Source organism: Labedaea rhizosphaerae (assembly GCF_004362825.1).
GTDB lineage: Bacteria > Actinomycetota > Actinomycetes > Mycobacteriales > Pseudonocardiaceae > Labedaea > Labedaea rhizosphaerae.
Window position 1 is genome coordinate 467,974 of the sequence record NZ_SNXZ01000004.1, and the last position, 21,946, is coordinate 489,919.

Consider the following 21,946-nt stretch of genomic DNA (forward strand, 5'->3'; position numbering starts at 1 on the left):
ACCCTGCGGGGCGTCCGCGCGCAGCACCGCGTGGGCGCCCCTCAGCGCGTCACTCTTGGTTGGCGGCGTACTCGGAGAGCGCGATCCGGTTCGGCCGGCCCGTCTTGGTGATCAGATTCGACACGTGCCGCTCGACCGTGCGCGGCGAGAGGTGCAGCCGGGCCGCGATCTCCCGGTTGGCCAACCGGGCGGCGAGCAGTTGCAGCACCTCGTATTCCCTTCCGGTCACCCCAATCTGCCTCAAATGCTCTGGCACCTCGTCCGCACCGGCGCTGCGCCGGGACACCTTGACCCCGGACTGGCGCAGCAACGCCCGGCACGCGCTGGCCACCGGGACGACGTCGAGCTCGTGGAAGTAGGTCTCGGCCGACCGCAGCCACTCCACCGGCTCACCCCAGCCGTCGGCCAGCGCCGCCTCACCGATCAGCCGCAGGCTCAGGTGGCGCGCCATGACGTACGGTTCGCCGAGCCGCAACGCCTCCTCGACGGCGGCCTTCGCCTCGTCGACCGAGCCGGCCCGACCGAGCAGCACGGCGTGCCCGAACTCGGCGAACATCCGGTCCCAGCGCATCTGCCCCGCCGGGTCGTCGCGCTGCGCGCGGTAGCAGGCGAGGTCGAGCTTCCCGGCCAAGGCTTCCAACAGGATCCGCAGCCCGTACCGGCCGGTGAGCAACAGCACCGTCGGGTTCTCCGCCTCGGCGGCGAGCGCCTTGCCGAGGTCGGTGACCGCGCGCTCCCGGTCCTCCTCGAGCAGCGCGCAGAACGCCCGCCCGAGGCCGTAGATCCGCGGCCTGTTCTGCGGTTGCCCCGTGGTGGTGGCCCGTTCCAACTCCCGGTACGCGGTGAGCGCCGCGTTCATCTCGCCGCGACGGCCCCGGTGCGCGGCCAGCACCGCCCGCGCCAGCAACACGTACTGCGCGGTGTCGTGCAGACCCAACCTGGTCACGGCCGCGTACACCTGGTCCAGCAGTTCGCCTGCCGCTTCGAAGTCGGCCATCAGCACCTGACAGAAGGCGATGCTGCCCTCCGCTTGGTAGCGCGCGGTGACCGCGCCCGCCGACGTCGCGAGCTGCCGGGCCTGCATCAGCCGGGTCAGCGAGCCGTCGGTGAACGCCTCCTCGTTGCCCATCCGCACCAGCGCGTGGATCTCCCACACCGGCAGGCCGTGCGCCTCGGCTATCGCCCGGGATCGTTCGAGACAGGCGGTGGCCTCGTCGGGATCGCGCGAGCGGACCAACGCGGCGAGCAGTTGCAACGCCTGGCACGCGACCTCCGGCAGCGGCTCGGCCTCGGCGACGGCCGCCGCCCGCCGAGCCAGCTCCTCGGCGCGGCGCAACTTGTCGGGACCCGGCTCGTCGATGATCTGGTGCGCTGCCACCACGTCGACCGACGCGACGTCGGCGGGCGCGGCGTCCGGGCCGAGCAGCGACCGGGCCGCGGCCACCTGCTGCGCGGCGTTCGCCGGCCGCCCCGCGATGATCGCCGCCCAGGCCAGCCTGGTGTGCAACCGCGCCCGGCGCGGGCGGTCGACCTGCACGCTCAGGTGGTCGAACAGCTCGACCGAGGCGAGCGCACGCTCGACGAGCCCAGCCTCGGTGAGCGCGTTGATCAGGTCCTCGAGCACGCCGGCCCGCTCGGCCACCGTGCCGCCGGCCAACAGCTCCAACGCGCGGTCGAGCAACGACACCGAGGAACTCGCCGCGCCCGAGGCCAGGGCGCGCCGGCCCGCCTCGGCGAACAACAAGCCGGCCCGCACCCGCTCGCCGGCGGCCAGCCGCAGCCCGGCCACGGCCGGGCACCACTCACCGGGCAAGCCGGGGTACACCTGCTCGACGGCGTCCGCGGCCCGGGCGGCGAGCGCGGCTCGCTCGGTCGGGGGCAGCTGCGTCAGCAACGCCTCCCGGATGAGCCGGTGCTGGAAGGCGTACCAGTCCGGCGTTTCCTCGTCCGGCTCGATGAGGTGGTCGGCCAGTTCACCGTGCAGCAAGCCGAGCAGCTCCCGCTCCCCCTGCCCGGACATCGCGGGCAGGACGGCGAACGGAAAGCGTTGCCCGAGCACGGCGGCGGCGACCAGCACGTCGCGCGCGGGCTCGGTCAGCAGCTCGACCCGGTTGATCACGCTGCGCGCCAACGTCGCCGGGATCGCCGTCCGGCCGCTGGACTCGACCACCCACCGGCCCTCGCGCTGCTGGAGCAGGCCGTCGCTGCGCATGCCACCCAGCAGTTCCTCGGCCAGGAAAGGGTTTCCCGCGGAACCGGCCCACACGAGGTCGAGCGCCGCTTCCGGCACGGCGTCCGGCGTGGTGTCCAACGCGGAGGCGACCAGCGCGCCGAGTTGGTCGCGGCTCAACCGCTCGAGTTCGACCAGCACGCCGGACCCGCGCCGGGCCGCGGCGCGCGCCAACTCCAAGGCGGGGCAAGGTTCGTTGCGCACCGTGCCGATCAGCACGGTCGGCTGCATGCGCAGGTTGTCCACGACGTACTCGATGACCGCGAGGGTTTCCGGGTCCGCGTCCTGCAGGTCGTCGAGCACCATGACGCAGCCACGTCCGGCGCCGGCCAGCGCGGTCAACCTGAGCACCGCCTCGGCGAGGATCACCAGCGAGTCGTCCGGCGCTTCGGCGACGGGTCCGAGGTCGGGCACCAGCTTCGCCAGGACGGGCCGGTACGGCCCGAGCACCGACAGGTCGAGCGGGCTTGCCCCGCGCAGCAACGAAAGCAGCGCCTCGGTGAGTGAACGGAACGGCACCAGTTGGCCTAACGCGCTGCCCCGTCCGCGCATCAACGCGATGTTCGCGCCGAACGCCCGATCGGCGGCGGTGTCGGCCAACCGCGACTTGCCGATCCCGCTCTCCCCGACGAAGAACACGGCGGTGCCCTGCCCGGCGCGCACACCGGCCAGTACCTCGTCGATCAGCGCCAACTCGCGGTCACGTGCGGCAATGCTGCTCCGATGGCGCCCCCAGCCGCCGAACGCAGTCACAACGCTCCGTGACAGCGAGTACTGACGCAGTCCCCGTCCGACACAGGGGAAACCCTACAGTCCGCGCCCAGATCTTGTCCTCGGGATGGCGCTCGCATTCGGCCGATCCATAGTGGATCCGGTTGCCCGATCCCGCCGCCACTCGACGGCCCAGCCAAAACGAGCGAACGCTCACCCAGCCGAAGACCGAGGCGGGACGAAGCCGGGTGCGACGGCAACCAACGCTTCCACAAAGGACACAAGTGGGTGCTAGGCGGACAGGTGGACCGCGAACGCGGCCGCGGCGCGCGGGCCGCCGGGCCGGCGGATGACGCCGAGCGGCGGGTGGGCCGGGCTGGGATCCAGGACCGTGATCCGCACCGGCGGTCCCTCGGCTCGCGCCACGGACGCGGCCAGCAAGGCGACGCCGAGCCCGGCCGAGACGTATTCCCTGATCTGCCAAGGCGTTGCCGCCTCGACGGCGACGTTCGGGACGAAACCGTGCGCGGCGGCCGCCTTGTCCAGGATGGCCCGCAAGCCGCTCTCGGCGTGCAGGCACACGAACGCCTGATCCGCCACGTCGGCGAGCGCGCGCGGGACCGCGGCGGCGGGCGCGGAGATCAACACCACGGTCTCGGTGGCGAGCACCGTCACCTCGAAGCGGCGCTCGGTCCGCTCGTCGATGGGCCCGACCACCGCGTCCAGCTCGCCCGCCGCCAGCTCGGCCAGCAGCGCGTCGATCAGGCCCGACCGGATCCGCAGCGCCACGCCGGGGTGCTCGCGGTGGAAGGCGGCCACCGCGGCCGGCACGTCGAGACCGCCGACCAGCGGGGTGATGCCCACCCGCAGCCGCCCGGCCAGCAGACCACGCAGCTCGTCCACGTCCGCGCGCAGCTGCTCCGCCTGGTCGAGCATGCGGCGGGCGTGCTCGACGACCCGGGCGCCGGCGTCCGTCGGCGTCACGCCCCGGCGGGTCCGGACGAACAACTGGACGCCGAGTTCGCGCTCGAGCGTCGCGATCTGCGCCGACACCGCGGGCTGGGCGACGTGCAGTTCCTGCGCGGCCCGGGTGAACGTGCCCAGCCGCGCCACGGCCTCGGCGTACGCCAGCGTCCTGAGCTCCATGCCATAAGCCTGCCTTATGTTCAACAGAAGAACCATGTCTTGGACAGATGGCTGACCGGCGCCGACGATGGCGCCATGACACAACGGAAGCTGGGGGCGTTGGCCACACCGGCCATCGGACTGGGGTGCATGGGCCTGTCCCAGGGCTACGGTCCGGCCCAGGAGTCGGTGGCCGAGGCGGTGCACGCGGCCCTGGACGCGGGCATCGTCCTGTTCGACACCGCGATGAGCTACGGCATGGGCCACAACGAAAGCGTGCTCGGCGCCGCGCTGTCCGATGTGGACAGCGAAGTCCAGGTGGCGACGAAGGTCGGCATCGTCCGCGACGACGCCGGGGTGCGGCTCGACGCGGCACCGGAGCGCATCCGCGGCTACTGCGAGGCCTCCCTGCGCCGGCTCGGGCGCGAGCACCTCGATCTCTACTACCTGCACCGGGTCGATCCGGCGTACCCGATCGAGGAGCAGATCGGTGCCCTGGCCGACCTGGTGGCCGCCGGGCTGGTGCGGCACCTCGGCGTCAGCGAGGTCAGCGCGGACCAACTGCGCCGGGCGTGCGCCACCGCACCGATCGCGGCCGTGCAACTGGAGTGGTCGCTGGCCTGGCGCGCGCCCGAGGACGACATCGTGCCGGCCGCCCGCGAACTGGGGGTCGGCCTGGTCGCCTACAGCCCGCTCGGGCGTGGGCTGCTCACCGGTGCGGCCGAGTCACGCGACCCCGCCACGAGTGCCTTCCGCCGCACCGATCCCCGCTTCAGCGCCGACGCGCTTTCCCGCAACGCCAAGCAAACCGAGACCATCGCGGCGATCGCCGACCGCCTCGGCGCCACGCCCGGACAGGTCGCGCTGGCCTGGCTGCTGGCCCAGGGGGACGACGTGGTCGCCATCCCGGGATCCCGGCGGCCCCAACGGATCCGGGAGAACGCGGGCGCGGCCGAGCTCACCCTCGACGACCAGACCATGGCCGAGCTGACCGCCGTCGCCGCGGGTTTCGTCGGCGACCGGACCTCGTTCGCCGTCGACCGCACGCGGCGGGCCGGTGCGTGAGCGCGTGCCCGGCCACGTCCTGCGGCCGGCGACAACGAAGGGTCCGCCGGTCGTGGTGCTGGCGGAACTCTTCGGCATCACGGCGCATGTGCTGGCCGTGTGCGAACGCCTGGCCGCCGAAGGGTTTCCCGTGGTCTGCCCGGACCTCTACCACCGCACACCCGGGGCCTCGGTCTTCCCGGAGAACGACGCGGGCCGAGCCGCGGCCTTCGCCGCCCTCGGCTCGGCGACCCAGGACGAGTTCGTCGACGACATCGCGTCCGCCGCGGACCTCGCCACCGGCGGTCACCCGGAGCGCTGTGCCCTGCTGGGCCTGAGTGCCGGCGGCTACCTCGGGTTCGTCGCCGCCACCCGGCTGCCCTTGGCGCGGGTCGCGCTGGTCTACCCCGGCTGGCTCACGTCACCGAGCCCACCGGTCGCCCGGCCGGCGCCCGCCATCGACGACCTCGACCGGATCACCGGCTCCGTCCTGCTGGTCGTCGGTGAGGACGACTTCCTCGTCACCGACGCCGAACGGACGGTGCTCCGCGAGCGGCTCACCGCCCGCGGTCATCGCCTCGTCAGCCACCCCGGCGTGGGCCACGGCTACCTCGCCCCCAGCCGGCCCACCCATGACGAGCGGGCCGCCGAGGACACCTGGCGGCTGGTCCTCGACCACCTCAGGGCCGATCAGGCTCCGTAGGCCCGCAGGAACACCTTGACGCCGGCCCGCACGACGGCCTCGCGGTCCGCGTCGGGCACGGCCGCGACGCTGGTCGCCGTGAGGTGCACGAGGTGCACCGCGGCCAGCAACGGGTCCTCGATGGCCAGCAGCCCGGCGTCGCTCAGCCGGCCGAGGTGGGCGGCCAGGGCGTGGCGGACGCGCAGCGGGCCGCGCTCGTGCCAGGCCGCGACCGTCGCGGGGTCGATGTTGTCGAGGTCGGCCTCGATGTGGCGGACCAGGCGGAAGTGCGGCGCGAAGTCGGGCTCGGGGGTCGCCCACCGCACGCCGAACTCGACCAGGTCCGCCTCCAGGTCGACGACCCGGCCGAGCAGGGCGTCCGCCAAGGCGATCTGGCGTTCGGCGACGTGGTCGGAACTGTCGAGGATGACGGCGCGGAAGAGACCCGCCTTGTCGCCGTAGTGGTTGTAGATCGTGCGCGAGGACACCCCCGCCTCGGCGGCGAGCGCGTCGATGCTCGCGCGGGCGTACCCGTCGCGCGCGAACAGCCGCAAGGCACCGTCGAGCAGGGTTCGCTGCTTGTCCGTTGGCACCTGGCCAGTATGACCAAGTACAACGATCGTTGCAATCACTACAACGATCGTTGTACGTTCGGGGCATGGAACCTCTGCTTCGACTCGCCGTCATCACCGGGAGCACCCGGCCGGGCCGTCGGGCCACGCAGGTGGCCGAGTGGGTCCGCGAGCGCGCCGCCGCACACCTGCGGGAGCGCGCCGAGGTCGTGGTGCTCGATCTGGCCGACCTGGACCTGCCGCTCCTGGACGAGCCGCTGCCCGCCGCGATCGGCGACTACCGCAACCCGCACACGAAGAACTGGGCCCGCCTGGTCGGCTCCTGCGACGGCTTCGTGTTCGTGACCCCGGAGTACAACCACTCGATGCCCGCGGCCCTGAAGAACGCCATCGACTTCCTCTTCGCCGAGTGGAACGACAAGGCCGCCGGTTTCGTCAGTTACGGCCTCAACGGCGGCACCCGGGCGGTCGAGCACCTGCGCCTGACCCTCGCCGAGGTGAAGGTCGCGTGCGTGCGCAGCCAGGTCAGCCTGGGGCTCTTCACCGACTTCGACCTCTCGGACATGGCCGAGCCCGGCACGCTGACCCCGGCCGCGCACCACGACGACATCCTCAGGCGCATGCTCGACGAACTCGTCGACTGGTCCACGGCGCTGCGGCCGCTGCGGTCATGACCACGACGACCATCGGCTGGCCCACGTGGCGCATCTGCTGGGTCATCGTGTTCGGCGCGTTCGCCAGCGGCCTCGACGCCTCCGTGGTCAACATCGGCCTCGAATCGATCAGCCGGGACCTGGGGGCCGACCTCGCGGTCACGCAGTGGGTCGCGAGCGGGTACCTGCTCGCGCTCGCGTTGTCGTTGCCGGTGACCGGGTGGCTGGGCCGCCGGTTCGGGGTCGGCCGCGTCTGGCTCGCTTCACTGGCCGGGTTCACCGTCGCCTCGGGGCTCTGCGCGCTCGCGCCGGACGTGCGCCTGCTGATCGTTTCCCGCCTGCTGCAAGGACTCGCGGGCGGTCTGCTCATCCCGGCCGGTCAGACCGTGCTCGGCCGGCAGGTGGGTGCGGCCCGGCTCGGCCGGGTGATGGCGACGCTCGGCATCGCGGTCAGCGTCGCGCCCGCCCTCGGCCCGCTGGTGGGCGGGCTGATCCTGCACGCGTTGCCGTGGCCGTGGCTCTTCGCCGTGAACCTGCCGATCGGGGTGGCCGGGCTGCTCCTCGGGCTGCGGTACGTGCCGCGCGGCGAGCGAGGAACCGCCCAGCGCCTCGACCCGGGCGGGCTCGCGCTCGTCACCACCGGCCTGCCGCTGGTCGTGCTCGCGGTGACGCGGTGGGGCGAGACCGGGCGCGTCGACAGCATCGCGCTCGTCGCGGCCGCGACCGGGATCGCCGCGCTCGCGTGGTTCGTCCGGCGGACGCGAGCGCATCCCCACCCGCTGCTCGACCTGTCGCTCTACCGCGACCCGCGCTACCGCGCCGCCAGTCTGGCCGCCGCGTGCACCGGCGCGTTGATCTTCGGCAGCGGCATCGTCGTCACGCTGTACTTCCAGCTGGGACGGCACCTGGACGTGGTGCAGACCGGCCTTGGCATGCTCGGGTTCGCGGGCGCCACGGCGGCGGTCGCGCCGTTCACCGGGCGAGCGGTCGACCGCCACGGGGCGGCGCCGGTCTCGCTCGTCGGCGCGACGCTCGCGGTGCTCACCGCCGCGCCGTTCGCCTGGCTGCCGGTCGACGCCCCGATCATCGTCGTCGAACTCCTGCTGGCCGGCTTCGGCGGCGCCGTCGCATTGGCGGCCATGCCGACCGGGATCGCCGCGTACAAAGCGGTGCGACCCGATCAGCTCGCCGACGCGACCACGCAGGTCAACATCCTGCAGCGGGTCGGCGGCTCATTGGGTGGAGCGGTTTTCGCCGTGCTCATCGCGGCACGCCTGCCCGACGCGAACGCCGCCTTCCACACCGGGTTCCTCGCCCTGGGTGTGGGCGCACTGGGCGCCCTCGGCGGCGCGTTGCTCATCCACCGCGCGTCCTGAGCGGGCGCCGGTCCCGGCCGGCGCCCGTCAGCGACGGATCACTGCGCGCGCAACGGGGCCAGCGCATCGCTCACCCGGCGGAGCTCGTCGAACATGCCCTTGGCCGCGGACCGCATGACGTCGTTGGGCTCCAGCTCGTCGTCCTCGTTGATCATGCTGTGCACGAACGGGATCGACACCGCTTCGGGCACGGGCACCATCTTCAGGGTCGTGACGACTTGCTTGATCATCTGCGCGGCGCGGGTGCCCGCCGAGACACCGCCGTAGGTGACCAGGCCGACCGGCTTGTACGCCCACTCGACGTGCAGGTAGTCGATCGCGTTCTTCAGCGGCGCGGTGAAGCCGTAGTTGTACTCCGGCATAACGAAGACGTACGCGTCGGCCGAGGCGACCTTCGCGCTCCAGTCCTTCGTGTGCTGGTTCTGGTACTGGCGCAGCCGCGGGTGGTGCGGCTCGTCCATCATCGGGAGGTTCTCCGCGGCGAGGTCGACGAGCTCGACCTCGTCGAAACCGGCGTGCTCCTTGGCCGACTGCTCGATCCACGCGGCGACCTTCGGGCCGATCCGGCCGGGACGGGTGCTGGCGATGATGATCTGTAGTTTGCTCACGCCCGGCTCAACAGGACTTAGCCGCTAAGTATTCCTTAGCGGCTTCGGAACACGGTCGGCCCAACCGGCGTTGTCAGTGGCATGAGTGACATTCATCCGGTTTGCGTCCGGTTCCACACGGCGATCGAGCTGCTCGGCGCCCGCTGGACGGGTGCGGTCCTGCGGGTGATGTTCACCGGATCACGCCGCTACGCCGACATCCGGGCGTCGGTGCCGGGGATCAGCGACGTCATGCTGACCCGGCGCCTGCGCGAGCTGGAGGAAGCAGGCCTGCTGCGCCGCGAGGTCCTGCCGACCTCGCCGGTCCAGGTGGAGTACCACCTCACGCCGATGGGCGAGGAGACCAAGCCGGTGCTCGACTCGGTCATCAGCTGGTCGCACCGCTGGATCCCGCTGCCACCCGACGCGTCGGACCAGGCGAGCCACCCCCGCGCGAAGGCGAAGGCCTGACTATCGAGCCCAGTACCGCCGTCTTGCCCATCACCTCGGCGAACTCGGCCGCCGGATCGGATCCCCACGTGATGCCCGCACCCGTGCCGTACTCCGCGTGCCCGGTTTCGGTGTCGACGACCGCGGTGCGGATCGCGACGCTGAACCGCGCCCGCACCGGCGCCGTCGGCGGGGCCACGTAACCGATCGCGCCGCAGTAGACGCCCCGCGGCCACGGTTCCAGCTCCCGGATCAACCGCATCGCCGAGATCTTCGGCGCGCCCGTGATCGAGCCGCAGGGGAACACCGCTCGGAACAGGTCGGTCAACGACGTGTGCGGCACCAGCCGGGCCGTCACGTCGGACGTCAGCTGCAGCACCGTCGGGTACCGCTCGACCCGCAGCAACGACGGCACCCGCACGCTGCCCGAAGCGGCGACGCGGGCGATGTCGTTGCGCACCAGGTCGACGATCATCACGTTCTCGGCCCGTTCCTTCGGGCTGGCCACCAACGCCGCGGCGAGCGCCTGGTCCTCGGCCGGGGTGCGACCGCGCGGCGCCGTGCCCTTCATCGGCCGCAGCAGCACCTCGTCACCACGCAACTCGAAGAACAGCTCCGGGCTGGCGCTGGCGACGGAGAACCGCCCGGCGTCGAGGAAAGCGTTGTACGCGCCGCGTTGGGCCAGCGCGAGGTCGCGGTAGAACCCGGTCACCGGCCCGTCGAAGCGCGCGGTCATCCGCGTGGTCAGGTTGACCTGGTAGACCTCCCCCGCCGCGATGCGCGAGCGGACGGCCTCGACCTCGGCCTCGAACCGCGGCGCGCTCCACGCGGGCACCCAGTCGAGCGCCCGGCCGTCGCCGCCGGGTCGCAACGCGGGCAACTCGACCGGCCCGTCGTGCAGGCTGAACCACGCCAGTGGCAGACCGGGCACGCCCGGGTGCACCGCGAACGCCGGGTCGAGGCCGGCCGCGGCCTCGTACGCCAGGAAGCCGGCGGCCCACTTCCCGGACCGCGTGGCCCGGTCCACGGCGTCGAGCACCAACGGCACCTCGTCGGGCCGGTGGGCCTCGAGCAGCGAACGGGCGCCCGCGAAACCCAGCACCGTGCCGGTCTGGAGGTCGTCGAACCGGGCGTGCAGCGATGTCACACGCCGGACCCTACGTCGAGCGCCACCAGTCGTTGAGCTTCGCGGCGTTGCCGTCGGCCTTGTGCGCGATGAACAGGGTGTTCAGCTTGAGGTCGGTCCACACGACGTGCGCGCCGTGGCCGTCGCGGTAGCAGAGCATCTGCCCGCCGACCTTGCCGTCGGAGGTCCAGTTGGAGCGCCCGGTCACGCCCTTGTCGCAGTCGTCGATGGTCGCGGGCAGGATGCGGTGGCGCTGCCCGTAGGCCTCGAACGCGGCGGTCAGGTCGACGCCGTCGCGGTAGGACGCGAACGTCGCCGTCTCCGGGCCGCCGGCCGGGCCGTTGGTGCACACCAGGACCGCGAGCGCGCCGGGCGCCTCGGGGTCGGCGCCGGGATGGCAGTTGGTCGACGCGAAGCCGGTCGGCAGGCGGCTGATCAACTGCTGGACGTCGTCCGGGCGGTTGGCGACCAGCGGCGTGGTGCTGGCACCAGGCGTCGTCGGTCCCGCCTGCGCGGTGCCGGAGAGCTTGTCCTTCGGCCACCACAGCAGCAGCCCGGCCACCACCGCGGCCACCAGCACGACGGCCACGGCCGCACCCAGCAGCCACTGCCGCTTGGACACCGGAGCGGGCCGCTTCTCTTCGGCGGCAGGCGGGGTGGTCTGGACGGCCGGAGCGGACTGGATGACCGGGGCCGTCGGAGCCGTCGGGGTGGTGATCGTGGCCAGCGCCTGGCGGGCCGCCCACGCGAGGTCGCCTGCGGAGGTGAACCGGTTGGCCGGGTCCTTGGCCATGCCGCGGGCGATCACCGCGTCGAACGCCGAGCCCACGCTCGGGACCTGGTCGTGCAGTTGCGCGTAGATCACCGACGGCGCGTCGTCGCGGTCGAAGGGCCGCTTGCCGGTGAGGCACTCGAACAGGACACAGGCCAGCGAGTAGATGTCGACCGACTTGCCGACGTTGCCCGAGCCGTCGAAGCGTTCCGGCGCCATGTAGGCGTACGTGCCCGGGTTGTCGCCCGCCTGGGTCAGGGTGGGGTCGCTGCCCCGGATCACCGGGCGGGCGATGCCGAAGTCGATCAGGTAGACGAAGACCCCGGCGCTGTCGTCCTCCTGACCGGTGAGCAACACGTTGGTCGGCTTGACGTCGCGGTGGATCAGGCCGTCGGCGTGCGCGGCGTCGAGCGCCTGGGCCAGCTGGGAGATGATCGTGACGGCGAGCGCGGGCGAGAGCCGCTGCCTGCGGTCCAGCAGCCGGCGCAGGCTCTCGCCCTCGACCAGGCGCATGTCCAGGTAGAGCCGGCCGTCGATCTCGCCGAAGCGGTGGATCGGGATGACGTGGGGTTCCCGCAGGCGCGCGGTCAGCCGCGCCTCGCGGCGGAACCGCTCGCGGAACTCCTCGTTGGCGGCGAGGTCGGTGGCGAGCAACTTGAGCGCGACGACCCGGTCCTGGCTGGTGTCGTGGGCGCGGTAGACCTCGCCCATGCCGCCGGTGCCGATCACGCCGTCCAGGCGGTACCAGCCGATCGTGTCCTTCTCCATGCCGCCGCCACTCCCCCTTCTCCCCCGGCCCTCCCGGTGAGGATACGACGCGCGTGCACCAGGCCCGGCGCGCCTCCCGTCTATCCTTTTAGGACGAACGCCCGCCGAATTGCCAGTTGTGCACCTCGATCGCGGCATACCGGTCGGCCGTGAGCACGGCCCGGGCGGCGTCCTTGTCCGGGGCACGCAGCAATACCGCCGTGCCGAGCCAAGCGGTGCCGTCGTCCGAGGTCAGCGGCCCGTACGCGATCAGTTCGGAGTCGTCTCGTGGCAGGTTCCGGTCAGCGGGTTCGCCGGCGCCGAGCCCGAGCACGAGGTAGCGGTTGCCGCCCTCGCGACCGCCGGGGAACTCCCACATCGTGCGGCCCAAGAGGTTGTGCCAGCGGCGGATCAGCACGTCCCGGTACACGCCCGCCTGGTAGGTGGGCTCGTCGAAGGCGAACGCACGGGCCGCCGCCGCGTCCGGCACGTCGACGATGTGCACGCTGCCGGTGGGGGTGTCGAGGTCGTCGAGCAGGGTCGGGCCGCGCGCGATCAACTCGTCGGCGAAGCCGTCCATGTAGGACCAGTGCGCCTCCACCATCGCGTCACGCAGGTCCACCGATCGGGGCCGGTCGCGGTGGTAGCAGAAGAACTCCATGCGCAGAGTCTCTAGGATCGCCGGGTGACCGATCTGTTCGACCACCTCGACGCCGCCGCCCTGCCCGAGCGACAGCAACGCATCTTGCTGGAGATCCGGGATTGGGTGGTGCGGCACGGGTACTCGCCGAGCACCCGCCAGCTCGCCGACGCCGTGGGGCTCAAGTCGACGTCCACGGTGTCCAAGCACCTGGCGAGCCTCGAGGACAAGGGCTTCCTGCGGCGAAGCGACAGCGTGTCGCGGCCCATCGACGTGCGCGCGTTCCTGGGCAGCGAGACCACGCAGGCCGACAACGGCGACTCGGTGACCGTGCCGGTGGTCGGCGACATCGCCGCCGGTGTGCCGATCGCGGCCGAGGAGCACCTCGACGACCTGCTGACCCTGCCCCGCGACCTGACCGGGCGCGGCACCGTGTTCGGGCTGCGCGTGCGCGGTGATTCGATGATCGACGCCGCGATCTGCGACGGCGACCTCGTCGTGGTGCGCCAGCAGCAGGAGGCGCACTCGGGGCAGATCGTCGCGGCGATGCTGGACGACGAGGCCACGGTCAAAGTCTACCGGCGGCGCAACGGCCACGTTTACCTCGAGCCCCGCAACCCCAACTACGACGTGATCGACGGCGACAAGGCGGTCGTGCTCGGCGTCGTGGTGTCGGTGCTGCGCAGCGTCTGATGTCGCGTTCGATCCCGGTCGTCGTCCTCGCGGGTTACCTCGGAGCGGGCAAGACGACGCTGCTCAACCACCTGCTGCGCGCGGCCGACGGCATCCGGATCGGCGCCGTGGTCAACGACTTCGGCAGCGTGAACGTCGACGCGATGCTGGTCGCCGGTCAAGTCGACGCGACGATCGGGTTCGGCAACGGCTGCCTGTGCTGCGCGGTCGACGAGGGCGAGCTGGACGCGTTGCTGGACAAGCTCGTCCACCCCGACGGCCCGGTGGACGCCGTCGTGATCGAGGCCAGCGGCCTGGCCGAACCCGCGGACCTCGTGCGCCGGTTGCTCTCCAGCGCCAACCCGCACATCGAGTACGGCGGCCTGGTCGAGGTGGTCGACGCCGTCGAGTTCCACGACACCCGGGCCAAGCACATCGACCTCGACCGGCACCTACGGCTGGCGGACCTGGTCGTGGTCAACAAGACCGACCGCCAATCGGACGCCGCGGCCGTCCTGGAAACCGTTCGGGGCATCGCCGAGAACGCCACCGTGGTGGCCACCAGCCACGGCCAGATCGCCCCCGGCCTGTTGTTCGACCGGCCTGCGCCCGACGTGGGCGCACGCCAGCTCTCCTTCGCCGACCTGCTAGACCACCACGAGCACCTGCACGACAGTTATCGCAGCGCCACGTTCGTCGCCAACGAGCCGGTGAACCCGCGGCTGCTGGTGGAATTCCTGCGCAAACGGCCGACCGGGCTCTACCGCGTGAAGGGCCCGGTGGACTTCGGTGCGGCCGGCTTCGGCGACCGGTTCCTGCTGAACTGCGTCGGCGGCTACCTCCGGTTCCGCCGCACCCCATGGCCGGTGGGCGAACCGAGGCGGACCCAGATCGTCCTCATTGGACATGATGCTGATCCGGAGGCTGCGATCGAAGAGTTGGTCGCGTGCGTGGAACCGGCTGAGGAGAACGACATCTTCACGGCGTTGCGTCATACCGATCACGACTGAGCTTCCGTTTGTTTGGATGGTCCCGATGGTGGCCCGCTATTAGGAGCGGCTGCCGCGGGTGTTCGCCGCCGGACGGTTGGTTTGGTCGCGGGGTTGGGGCGGCGAACACCCTTGCCAACGGTGCCGGCGGTTTGCGCTGCGTAGATGGCGGGGTTGAATGGTTGCGTTGCGCGGTTGCCTGCCGTTTGTTGGGTGGTTCCGGTGGTGGCTGGGTTGCGTGAAGGACTGGAATATTCCACCATTCCCGGTTAGGCCGTTTGGTCGATTGTTGTGGTATGATCGGGGTATGGAGCTGGGGGAGCTTAACTCGACTGTCGCGCAGTTGCGGCGTCTGGAGTTGAAGCTGCTCGACGACATTTCCCAGATCGAGTGGAAAGAGTCGGGGTACCCGCAGTTGTGGCGGTTTTTGCAGGATGTCCTGCATGTGACCGCCCAGGAGGCGAAACGCCTCGAACACCACGTCGAGTTGTTGTGTCCGAAGGTCGGGATCACCGGTCAGTCGATCCCGCCGCGGCTGCCTGCCGCGCGGGCGGCGATGGCGGCTGGGGAGATCTCCGGTGCGCATGTGGACAAGATCGCCACCACGGTGGAGAGCGTGCCGGTCGAGCACGTCGAGCAGGTCGAGGCGGACATGACGGGGTTGGCGCGGAAGTTCAACCCGACCCAGCTCATCCGCCTGGGCGAGCGCATCGTCGCCGCCCTGAACCCCGACGGTCGCAAACCCATCGAACGAACGGTGGTGGATGCGCAGAACACGCTGGACCTGTACGAACACCGCGACGGGTCGCTGTCAGGCCAGTTCCGGCTCGGTGGGGAGGACGCGAGCGTGCTGCGCGCGCTGCTCTCCCCGCTGGCCAAGCCCCAGACTGGCGATGACCGGATCCTGAGCGAGCGGCAGGGTGACGCGCTAGCGGAGATCATCGGGTTCGCCGCCGACTCCGGCCACGCTCCGGCCGAGGGCGGCGAACGCCCCCACATCGCGGTCACGGTCTCCCTGGAGACCCTGCAAACCCGCATCGGCCAGGCCACCCTCGACGACGCCCGCACCCTGACCCCGGAGCAGGCCCGCCGCGTGGCGTGCGAGGCGAAACTCATCCCCATCGTGCTGAACAGCAAATCGCAGCCGTTGGATATCGGGGAAACCCGACGGTTGGCCGATAAACGATTGCGCAGAGCCCTCGCCATCCGAGACCAAGGCTGCGCCGCCCCGGGTTGTGCGCGAACACCACACCAATGTCACGCCCACCACATCAAACATTGGGCAGACGGCGGCTCAACCACATTGGATAACCTGGTATTGGTGTGCCCGTATCACCATCGGCTGATCCATCACACCGAATGGACGGTGCACATGGATAACGGGCTGCCGGTATTCACCCCACCACCCTGGCTACAACGCGCCGGCTAAAAGACGCAGCGTAAATTCCTGTAACTCAGCCACCGCCGGGACCACCCGGCAACGCCAGGCTGCCCTCGCAACGCAACCCCCTCAACCGGGCCACCCCCGCCACGCAACCACCGCCACCGATGGCAAGGGTGTTCGCCGCCACCAACCCCGAGACCAACCCAACCACCGGCGGCGAACACCCGCGGCAGCAACACCCACACGAGAGCAACCGCTCCAGAACACCCGGCCTTCCTCAGTCACCCACTCCCAGCCGCCAACGACGGCAAGCAACCCTCACCCTGAGAGCAACCACCTACAAAGACCCAGCCACCGCCGGGACCACCCGGCAACCGCCGGCTGCCCTCGCAACGCAACCCCTCAACCCGGCCACCCACGCCACGCAACCACCGCCACCGATGGCAAGGGTGTTCGCCGCCACCAACCCCGAGACCAACCCAACCACCGGCGGCGAACACCCGCGGCAGCCCCACCCACACGAGAGCAACCGGGAACGACCACTCAACCAATGTCAGTCACCCGGTCCTCGCCGCCACCCCCGGCAAGCACCTCCCGCCGCGAGAGCCCCCACCTCGCCCGCTCACCCCGCGCCAACCCAGCCCGCCCCCGCAGCCCGCCCACCCCCGCGTCATCCGCAACCCGCCACCTGCGTCAAGAGCCCCCAGCCCCAGCCAAGGCACCCAGCAGCAACTCAGCCAGACCAGGTGTAGCCTTACAACCATCTTGGGCACTCGCCCAAGGCGAGCGACCAAGGTGAACGACCAAGGTGAGGCACATGTCGCCAACAGCGGCCGAACGCGGCCGGGAGGTCCGGCGCAAACTCCTCGACGCCGCCGTCGAGTTGATCGTCGAGCGCGGCTGGGCCGCGGTCAGCACCCGCGTGCTCGCCGAGCGGGCGGGGGTCGCGCCGGGGCTCGTGCACTACCACTTCGATTCCGTGCAGGCCCTGCTTACCGAGGCCGCGACCGGCCAGATGCGTGAAGCAGCCGCCCTGATCGGTCCCGCCCTCGCCGCCGCGCGCACCCCCGCGGAAGCGCTCGGGCTGTTGATGGCGTCGCTCGACTCGTATACCGGCACCGACCCGATGTCGTTGCTGTTCGTCGAGACCTATCTCGCGGCGGCACGGGACCCCCAACTGCGTCAGGTGGTGGCCGGGCTGCTGCTGGAGTTCCGAGCGCAGCTCGCTGCGTGGCTGGCCGAGCACGACGTGCCCGATCCCGACACCACCGCGACCGTGCTCGGCGCGGCCATCGACGGGCTGGTCATGCACCGGGCGATGGATCCCACCGTGACCGGCGACGTCATCACCCCGGTGCTCGCCCGGGTGTTCCGAGACGCGACATGAAGCCCGAGTACCGGAGACCCAGAAGGAAGCCCGGCTGTCCGAGGCCCGACATGAAAGCCCGGCTGTCCGAGGCCCGAATGTCGACGGCCAGAAAGTGAAGCTCACCCGAGGAGGCCTGACATGAAGGCAATCATCTGCGGCGCCGGCATCGCCGGGCTCGCGCTCGCCCGCGCTCTGGCCGACCGCGGCTGGGAGGTCGTGGTGCTCGAGCAGGCCCGCGGCCCGCGCACCCAGGGTTACATGATCGACTTCTTCGGCCTCGGCTACGACGCCGCCGAGGTGCTCGGCGTGCTGCCCCGGCTCCAAGAGCTGGGTTATGACGTCGAGGCTGCGGTGTTCGTCGACGCCAACGGCAGAAGCAAGGGCGAGATCACGTACGAGGACTTCGTCCGGGGCGCGGGCGGGCGGCTGCTCAGCATCACACGCCCGGACCTCGAACTGGCCCTGCGGGAAAGCTTGCCGGAGGCGGTGGACCTGCGGTTCGGCATCGCGCCGGTCGCGATCGACAACCACCCGGACGGGGTGCGGGTCACCCTCGCCGACGGCACCGAGCTGGCGGCGGATCTGCTCGTGGGCGCCGACGGCATCCACTCGTGGGTGCGCGCGCAGGTCTTCGCACCGGAGCAGGAGTGCTTGCGCTACCTGGGTTTCCACACCGCGGCCTACACCTTCCGGGACCCGGCGGTGCACGCCCGGGTCCAGGGCAAGTTCTGGCTCACGCACTCGGTGGACCGACAGATGGGCCTGTACGCGTTGCGTGACGGCCAAGTCGCCACCTTCGCGGTGCGGTGCAGTGCCGATCCGGCGCTCCCGGACGACCCGGCCGCCGTGCTGCGCGCGGAGTACGAGTCGCTCGGCTGGCTGGTGCCCGCGGCCGTCGCGCAGTGCCCACCCGCCGGCGAGCTCTACTACGACCAGGTGGCCCAGATCGTGCTGCCGCGCTGGCACGAGCGGCGGGTTGTGCTGCTCGGCGACGCCTGCTACGCGGTGTCCTTGCTGGCCGGTCAGGGCGCCTCGCTCGCGGTGGCCGGTGCCTTCGTGCTCGCGGAGCAGCTGCACCAGGCCGAGTCGGTCGACGAAGGACTCGACGGGTATGAACGGCTGTGGCGGCCGATCGCCGAGGAGAAGCAGCGGACCGCACGCAAGTCCGTGCGCTGGTTCCTCCCCCAGTCGCGGGCCGGGCTGGCGGCGCGCCGGGCGATGCTCGCGCTGATCCGGTTGCCCGGCATGAACAAGCTGATCGCGAAGTCGCTGGCGGGCAAACCGAGCGCGCTCGTCACCGAACTGCACACCGTCGGGAGAGGACAGAGCTGATGCCGGTCACCGATCGCAAACCCCGTGGCCTGCTGCGGTTGTTGCTGCGCACCCCGATCTGGCTCTACCGCGCCAGGTTGGGCTGGCTGACCGGCAACCGACTGCTGTACCTGGCGCACCGCGGGCGCAAGAGCGGTGCCCGGCGCGAGGTGGTCGTCGAGACCGTGCGCAACGACCCGACCGTGCCCGAGGTCGTGGTGATCGCTGCGTGGGGCAAGAACCCCGACTGGTACCGGAACCTGCTTGCCGCACCGGCGATCGAGGTGCGGCTGGGCACCCACCGCTGGCTCGCGCCCCGGCACCGGTTCCTCGACGCCGACGAGACGCAGGCGACCCTGCTCGCCTACCAGCGCGCGCACCCGCACGCATGGAAACGGCTGGCCCCGCTGCTGGGCTTCCCGGCCGACCCGCACGACCCGGCCTGGCCCGAGGTGGCGGCCGCCGTGCACGCGATCGCTTTCAGCCCGCGCACCCCCTGACTTGGTGCCAAACTCGATCTGATCACCGTCGAGGGGAGCCGGTCATGTCAAGGCTCATGGCGTTCGCCCAGCAGCCGCCGCCCGATACCGCGTGGACCGGGCACGACACCAGACTGATCATCGTCGCCGTGATCGGCATCGGGCTGATCGTGACGCTGATCGCCGTCGCGCGGATGCACCCGTTCCTCGCGCTGGTGATCGGCTCGATCGTGGTCGGGCTGGCCGCGGGCGTCGGGTCCGGCGACGTGATCACCAACTTCGAGAAGGGCGTCGGCGACACCCTCAAGGAAGTCGGCCTGCTGATCGCGCTGGGCGCCATGCTGGGCAAGCTGCTGGCCGACTCCGGCGGCGCCGACCAGGTGATCGACAAGCTGCTGGCCCGGGCGCACGGCGCGATGGTGCCGTGGGCGATGACCCTGGTCGCGGTGATCATCGGGTTGCCGATGTTCTTCGAGATCGGCCTCGTCCTGCTGCTCCCCGTGATCGTGCTGGTGACCCAGCGCTCCGGGCACCGGTTGATGCGCATCGCGATCCCCGCCCTGGCCGGGCTTTCCGTGCTGCACGGCCTAGTCCCGCCGCACCCCGGCCCGCTGATCGCGATCGCCGCCGTGCACGCCCAACTCGGCACGACGCTCGCGCTCGGGCTTCTGGTCGCGATCCCGACCGTGATCATCTGCGGGCCGCTGCTGTCCTACCTGCTCGCCCGCTGGGTCCCGGTCGGCGCGCCCGCGCAGGCCGGTGGTGTCGAGGCCGAACGCCAGGGCCACGACCCCGAGTACGCCCGGCGCAAGCCGACGTTCGCGCTCACGGTGCTGACCATCGTCAGCCCGGTGGTGCTGATGCTGGCCCGGGCGCTGGCCGACATCATCTGGCCGGACCCGAAGACCGCGCCCGGTGTGCGGTCGTTCCTCGACTTCATCGGCGAGCCGCTGATCGCCATGACCATCGCCGTGCTCATCGCCATGGTGGTGTTCGGCTACTCGGTCGGCGCCAGGAGTTCGAGCATCGCGAACCGGATCGGCCAGAGCGTGGGCCCGATCGCCGCGGTCATCCTGATCGTCGGCGCCGGAGGCGGGTTCAAACAGACGCTGATCGGCGCCGGCGTCGGTGACTCGGTGGCGAAGTTCGCCAACCACGTCAACATCTCCGTGTTGCTGCTCGGCTGGCTGATCGCGGTGGCGCTGCGCCTGGCGACCGGGTCGGCGACGGTCGCGACGGTCACCGCGGCGGGCATCGTGGCCCCGTTGGCGGGCGGGCTCACCCCCACGCACGCCGCGCTCCTGGCATTGGCGATCGGGGCGGGTTCGCTCTTCCTGTCCCACGTCAACGACGCCGGGTTCTGGCTGGTGAAGGAGCTCTTCGGGCTGCGGGTCGGCCAGACGTTCATGACCTGGTCGGTGATGGAGACCGCGATCTCCGTGGTGGGCTTCGCGTTCGTGCTGCTGCTGTCGGCGTTCACCTGACAGCAGCAGCACGAAGACCCCTTACGCGGTGCGGCTGGTCCGCGCCGCGCGGATGGCCAGCGTCGCGACGACGACCATGATCGCGACCGCGGCCAGGCAGGCCGTGTGGAAGCCCGTCACGAACGACTCCCGCACGTGGCTCAGCAACAGGGAGTCACCCGTGTCGTGCGCCTGGCGCAGACCGTCCACCCAGGACCCGTCCGACGTGCCCATCGACGCGCGGTAGACCACCGTGCCGACGGAGCCGAGCACGACCAGCCCGATCGCGATGCCCAGTTCGTTGGCGGTCTGGGCCAGCGAGGCGGCCGAGCCCGCGCGGTCCTCCGGCGCGTGCGAGATCACGTCGTTCATCAGGAACGGGAACGCGGCGCCGATGCCGCCGGTGGTCACGATCGTGCCCGCGATCATCACCAGGAGCCCGGTGGTGTTGGCCGGAGCCACGGCGAACATGGTGAACCCGGCCAGCATCAGCACCGTGCAGACGCCGACGATCTTGGCGGGCGCGAACTTGTGGGCCAGGCGCGGGCCCAGGTTGCCGGCGATCATCATCGAGACCATCTGCGGCACCAGCACCAGCGCCGACTGCAGCGGGCTCAGCCCCAGCACCGACTGCAGGTAGAACGAGACGAACAGCGATGTCCCGCCCATCACCAGCGCCGTGAGCAGCAGCACGACCATGGTCCGGCCGACGCCGGGACGGCGCAGCAGGCCCAGGTCCACCAGCGGGTGCTCGAGCTTGCCCTGGCGGTGGACGAACACCACGCCCAGCGCGATGCCCACGACCGCGAACCCGGTCGCCGTCGCCGTGAAACCGTTGTTGGCGAACGACTTGAGCGCGTAGACGACCAGCAGGATGGACGCCAGGCAGAGCGCGGCACTGCGCAGGTCCAGCTTGCCCGGCTCGTCGGCGCGCGACTCCGGCAGGAACTTCGGCGCGGCGATCACGGCCACCACCATCACCGGCACGCCCAGCAGGAACACCGAGCCCCACCACCAGTGCTCGACCAGCAGGCCACCGATCAGCGGAGCGATCGCCATGCCGGTCAGGAAGCACGTCATGTAGGCGCCCATCGCGGCGACGCGGGCCTTCGGGTCCGGGTAGATGCTGCCGATCAACGCCATCGAGGCCGGCATGATCGCGGCACCGGCGATGCCCATCACCGCGCGGGTCACGATGATCATCCACGGCTCGCTGGAGAACGCGGCGACCGCGGAGGCCAGCGCGAAGATCGTGGCGCAGATGATGATCAGCTTCCGGCGGCCGATCCGGTCGCCGATGGTGCCCATCGTGACCATGGTGCCGCCGACCATGAAGCCGTAGATGTCGTTCATCCACAGCAGCTCGACCGGCGAGGGCCGCAGGTCGGCGGACATCGCGGGCAGCGCGACGTTGAGCACGCTGATGTCGATCGCGATCAGCAGGGACGGCAGCGCCAGCAGCGCGAGCGCGAGCTTCGGGTGTCGCGTCACGACCGCGGCGGCCGTCTCGGTCAATGTGGTCATGATGCCCTCCTGGTTGGCCTGTCATGAGTGCGTCGGAGGG

The 21,946-nt window shown here is 71.1% G+C and carries 20 protein-coding genes; 12 read left to right on the forward strand and 8 right to left on the reverse strand.

The annotated features are described in order from the left end of the window. Window positions 1–49: 49 nt before the first annotated feature. Window positions 50–2,983 (reverse strand): helix-turn-helix transcriptional regulator, encoded by a 2,934-nt coding sequence (locus tag EV186_RS25090; RefSeq protein ID WP_133851840.1) that lies wholly within the window; start codon window positions 2,981–2,983, stop codon window positions 50–52. 249 nt (window positions 2,984–3,232) lie between these two features. Then, window positions 3,233–4,087, reverse strand: coding sequence for a LysR family transcriptional regulator (locus EV186_RS25095; RefSeq protein ID WP_166659314.1), 855 nt, complete (start codon window positions 4,085–4,087; stop codon window positions 3,233–3,235). 75 nt (window positions 4,088–4,162) lie between these two features. Here EV186_RS25095 and EV186_RS25100 point away from each other — a divergent pair, with 75 nt between their 5' ends. Together EV186_RS25100 and EV186_RS25105 are read left to right on the forward strand one after the other, a co-directional pair. After that, a complete protein-coding gene (locus EV186_RS25100) occupies window positions 4,163–5,131 on the forward strand; it encodes an aldo/keto reductase (protein WP_133851842.1) in 969 nt (322 codons plus the stop codon). After that, window positions 5,124–5,813, forward strand: coding sequence for a dienelactone hydrolase family protein (locus EV186_RS25105; RefSeq protein WP_133851843.1), 690 nt, complete (start codon window positions 5,124–5,126; stop codon window positions 5,811–5,813). The genes EV186_RS25100 and EV186_RS25105 overlap by 8 nt, the downstream gene beginning before the upstream one ends. Here the strand turns inward: EV186_RS25105 and EV186_RS25110 are convergent. After that, window positions 5,801–6,385, reverse strand: a complete 585-nt coding sequence (locus EV186_RS25110; protein WP_133851844.1) for a TetR/AcrR family transcriptional regulator — start codon at window positions 6,383–6,385, stop codon at window positions 5,801–5,803. The two genes, EV186_RS25105 and EV186_RS25110, sit on opposite strands and share 13 nt — an antisense overlap. Before the next feature lie 65 nt (window positions 6,386–6,450). Here EV186_RS25110 and EV186_RS25115 point away from each other — a divergent pair, with 65 nt between their 5' ends. Together EV186_RS25115 and EV186_RS25120 are read left to right on the forward strand one after the other, a co-directional pair. Beyond that, window positions 6,451–7,038 (forward strand): NADPH-dependent FMN reductase, encoded by a 588-nt coding sequence (locus EV186_RS25115; protein WP_133851845.1) that lies wholly within the window; start codon window positions 6,451–6,453, stop codon window positions 7,036–7,038. Then, window positions 7,035–8,393 (forward strand): DHA2 family efflux MFS transporter permease subunit, encoded by a 1,359-nt coding sequence (locus EV186_RS25120; RefSeq protein ID WP_133851846.1) that lies wholly within the window; start codon window positions 7,035–7,037, stop codon window positions 8,391–8,393. Before EV186_RS25115 ends, EV186_RS25120 begins: the two co-directional genes overlap by 4 nt. A gap of 38 nt (window positions 8,394–8,431) precedes the next feature. Here the strand turns inward: EV186_RS25120 and EV186_RS25125 are convergent, their stop codons facing one another. Beyond that, window positions 8,432–9,001 carry an NADPH-dependent FMN reductase gene (locus tag EV186_RS25125; RefSeq protein ID WP_133851847.1) on the reverse strand — a complete coding sequence of 190 codons (570 nt, stop codon included), beginning with the start codon at window positions 8,999–9,001 and terminating at the stop codon, window positions 8,432–8,434. An 81-nt stretch (window positions 9,002–9,082) separates the two neighbouring features. Here EV186_RS25125 and EV186_RS25130 point away from each other — a divergent pair, with 81 nt between their 5' ends. Then, window positions 9,083–9,451, forward strand: coding sequence for a winged helix-turn-helix transcriptional regulator (locus EV186_RS25130; RefSeq protein WP_133851848.1), 369 nt, complete (start codon window positions 9,083–9,085; stop codon window positions 9,449–9,451). Here the strand turns inward: EV186_RS25130 and pabB are convergent. From pabB to EV186_RS25145, 3 genes are all read right to left on the reverse strand, one after another. Next, window positions 9,369–10,577 carry an aminodeoxychorismate synthase component I gene (gene pabB / locus EV186_RS25135; protein ID WP_133851849.1) on the reverse strand — a complete coding sequence of 403 codons (1,209 nt, stop codon included), beginning with the start codon at window positions 10,575–10,577 and terminating at the stop codon, window positions 9,369–9,371. The two genes, EV186_RS25130 and pabB, sit on opposite strands and share 83 nt — an antisense overlap. A gap of 10 nt (window positions 10,578–10,587) precedes the next feature. Beyond that, window positions 10,588–12,096, reverse strand: coding sequence for a serine/threonine-protein kinase (locus tag EV186_RS25140; RefSeq protein ID WP_133851850.1), 1,509 nt, complete (start codon window positions 12,094–12,096; stop codon window positions 10,588–10,590). Between the two features lie 88 nt (window positions 12,097–12,184). Continuing rightward, complete coding sequence (locus tag EV186_RS25145; protein WP_133851851.1) at window positions 12,185–12,736, reverse strand: YciI family protein; 552 nt, start codon at window positions 12,734–12,736, stop codon at window positions 12,185–12,187. Window positions 12,737–12,760: 24 nt separating this feature from the next. Here EV186_RS25145 and lexA point away from each other — a divergent pair, with 24 nt between their 5' ends. From lexA to EV186_RS25180, 7 genes are all read left to right on the forward strand, one after another. Next, window positions 12,761–13,408: a transcriptional repressor LexA gene (gene lexA, locus EV186_RS25150; protein WP_133851852.1), complete on the forward strand. Its 648-nt coding sequence runs from the start codon at window positions 12,761–12,763 to the stop codon at window positions 13,406–13,408. Next, entirely contained in the window at window positions 13,408–14,397 is a 990-nt protein-coding gene (locus EV186_RS25155; protein ID WP_133851853.1) for a CobW family GTP-binding protein, read from the forward strand. Before lexA ends, EV186_RS25155 begins: the two co-directional genes overlap by 1 nt. A gap of 217 nt (window positions 14,398–14,614) precedes the next feature. After that, entirely contained in the window at window positions 14,615–15,805 is a 1,191-nt protein-coding gene (locus EV186_RS25160; protein WP_166659315.1) for an HNH endonuclease signature motif containing protein, read from the forward strand. Window positions 15,806–16,577: 772 nt separating this feature from the next. Continuing rightward, entirely contained in the window at window positions 16,578–17,147 is a 570-nt protein-coding gene (locus tag EV186_RS25165) for a TetR/AcrR family transcriptional regulator (protein WP_133851855.1), read from the forward strand. A gap of 120 nt (window positions 17,148–17,267) precedes the next feature. Beyond that, entirely contained in the window at window positions 17,268–18,461 is a 1,194-nt protein-coding gene (locus tag EV186_RS25170) for an FAD-dependent oxidoreductase (protein ID WP_133851856.1), read from the forward strand. Further along, window positions 18,461–18,940 carry a nitroreductase family deazaflavin-dependent oxidoreductase gene (locus EV186_RS25175; RefSeq protein WP_133851857.1) on the forward strand — a complete coding sequence of 160 codons (480 nt, stop codon included), beginning with the start codon at window positions 18,461–18,463 and terminating at the stop codon, window positions 18,938–18,940. Before EV186_RS25170 ends, EV186_RS25175 begins: the two co-directional genes overlap by 1 nt. Before the next feature lie 44 nt (window positions 18,941–18,984). Then, the gene (locus EV186_RS25180) at window positions 18,985–20,403 is read left to right on the forward strand and encodes a GntT/GntP/DsdX family permease (RefSeq protein WP_208115777.1); all 1,419 of its coding nucleotides are present in this window, start codon (window positions 18,985–18,987) and stop codon (window positions 20,401–20,403) included. A 21-nt stretch (window positions 20,404–20,424) separates the two neighbouring features. Here EV186_RS25180 and EV186_RS25185 read toward each other — a convergent pair whose 3' ends face one another. Further along, a complete protein-coding gene (locus tag EV186_RS25185; protein ID WP_133851858.1) occupies window positions 20,425–21,906 on the reverse strand; it encodes an MFS transporter in 1,482 nt (493 codons plus the stop codon). Window positions 21,907–21,946: the final 40 nt, after the last annotated feature.

Bases quoted from the DNA above. Each gene is read 5' to 3' on its own strand.
- EV186_RS25095 (WP_166659314.1), bottom strand. From the start codon at position 4,087: ATGGAGCTCAGGACGCTGGCGTACGCCGAGGCCGTGGCGCGGCTGGGC.
- EV186_RS25100 (WP_133851842.1), top strand. From the start codon at position 4,163: ATGACACAACGGAAGCTGGGGGCGTTGGCCACACCGGCCATCGGACTG.
- EV186_RS25115 (WP_133851845.1), top strand. From the start codon at position 6,451: ATGGAACCTCTGCTTCGACTCGCCGTCATCACCGGGAGCACCCGGCCG.
- EV186_RS25120 (WP_133851846.1), top strand. From the start codon at position 7,035: ATGACCACGACGACCATCGGCTGGCCCACGTGGCGCATCTGCTGGGTC.
- EV186_RS25130 (WP_133851848.1), top strand. From the start codon at position 9,083: ATGAGTGACATTCATCCGGTTTGCGTCCGGTTCCACACGGCGATCGAG.
- EV186_RS25140 (WP_133851850.1), bottom strand. From the start codon at position 12,096: ATGGAGAAGGACACGATCGGCTGGTACCGCCTGGACGGCGTGATCGGC.
- EV186_RS25145 (WP_133851851.1), bottom strand. From the start codon at position 12,736: ATGGAGTTCTTCTGCTACCACCGCGACCGGCCCCGATCGGTGGACCTG.
- EV186_RS25155 (WP_133851853.1), top strand. From the start codon at position 13,408: ATGTCGCGTTCGATCCCGGTCGTCGTCCTCGCGGGTTACCTCGGAGCG.
- EV186_RS25165 (WP_133851855.1), top strand. From the start codon at position 16,578: ATGTCGCCAACAGCGGCCGAACGCGGCCGGGAGGTCCGGCGCAAACTC.
- EV186_RS25170 (WP_133851856.1), top strand. From the start codon at position 17,268: ATGAAGGCAATCATCTGCGGCGCCGGCATCGCCGGGCTCGCGCTCGCC.
- EV186_RS25175 (WP_133851857.1), top strand. From the start codon at position 18,461: ATGCCGGTCACCGATCGCAAACCCCGTGGCCTGCTGCGGTTGTTGCTG.
- EV186_RS25180 (WP_208115777.1), top strand. From the start codon at position 18,985: ATGTCAAGGCTCATGGCGTTCGCCCAGCAGCCGCCGCCCGATACCGCG.
- EV186_RS25185 (WP_133851858.1), bottom strand. From the start codon at position 21,906: ATGACCACATTGACCGAGACGGCCGCCGCGGTCGTGACGCGACACCCG.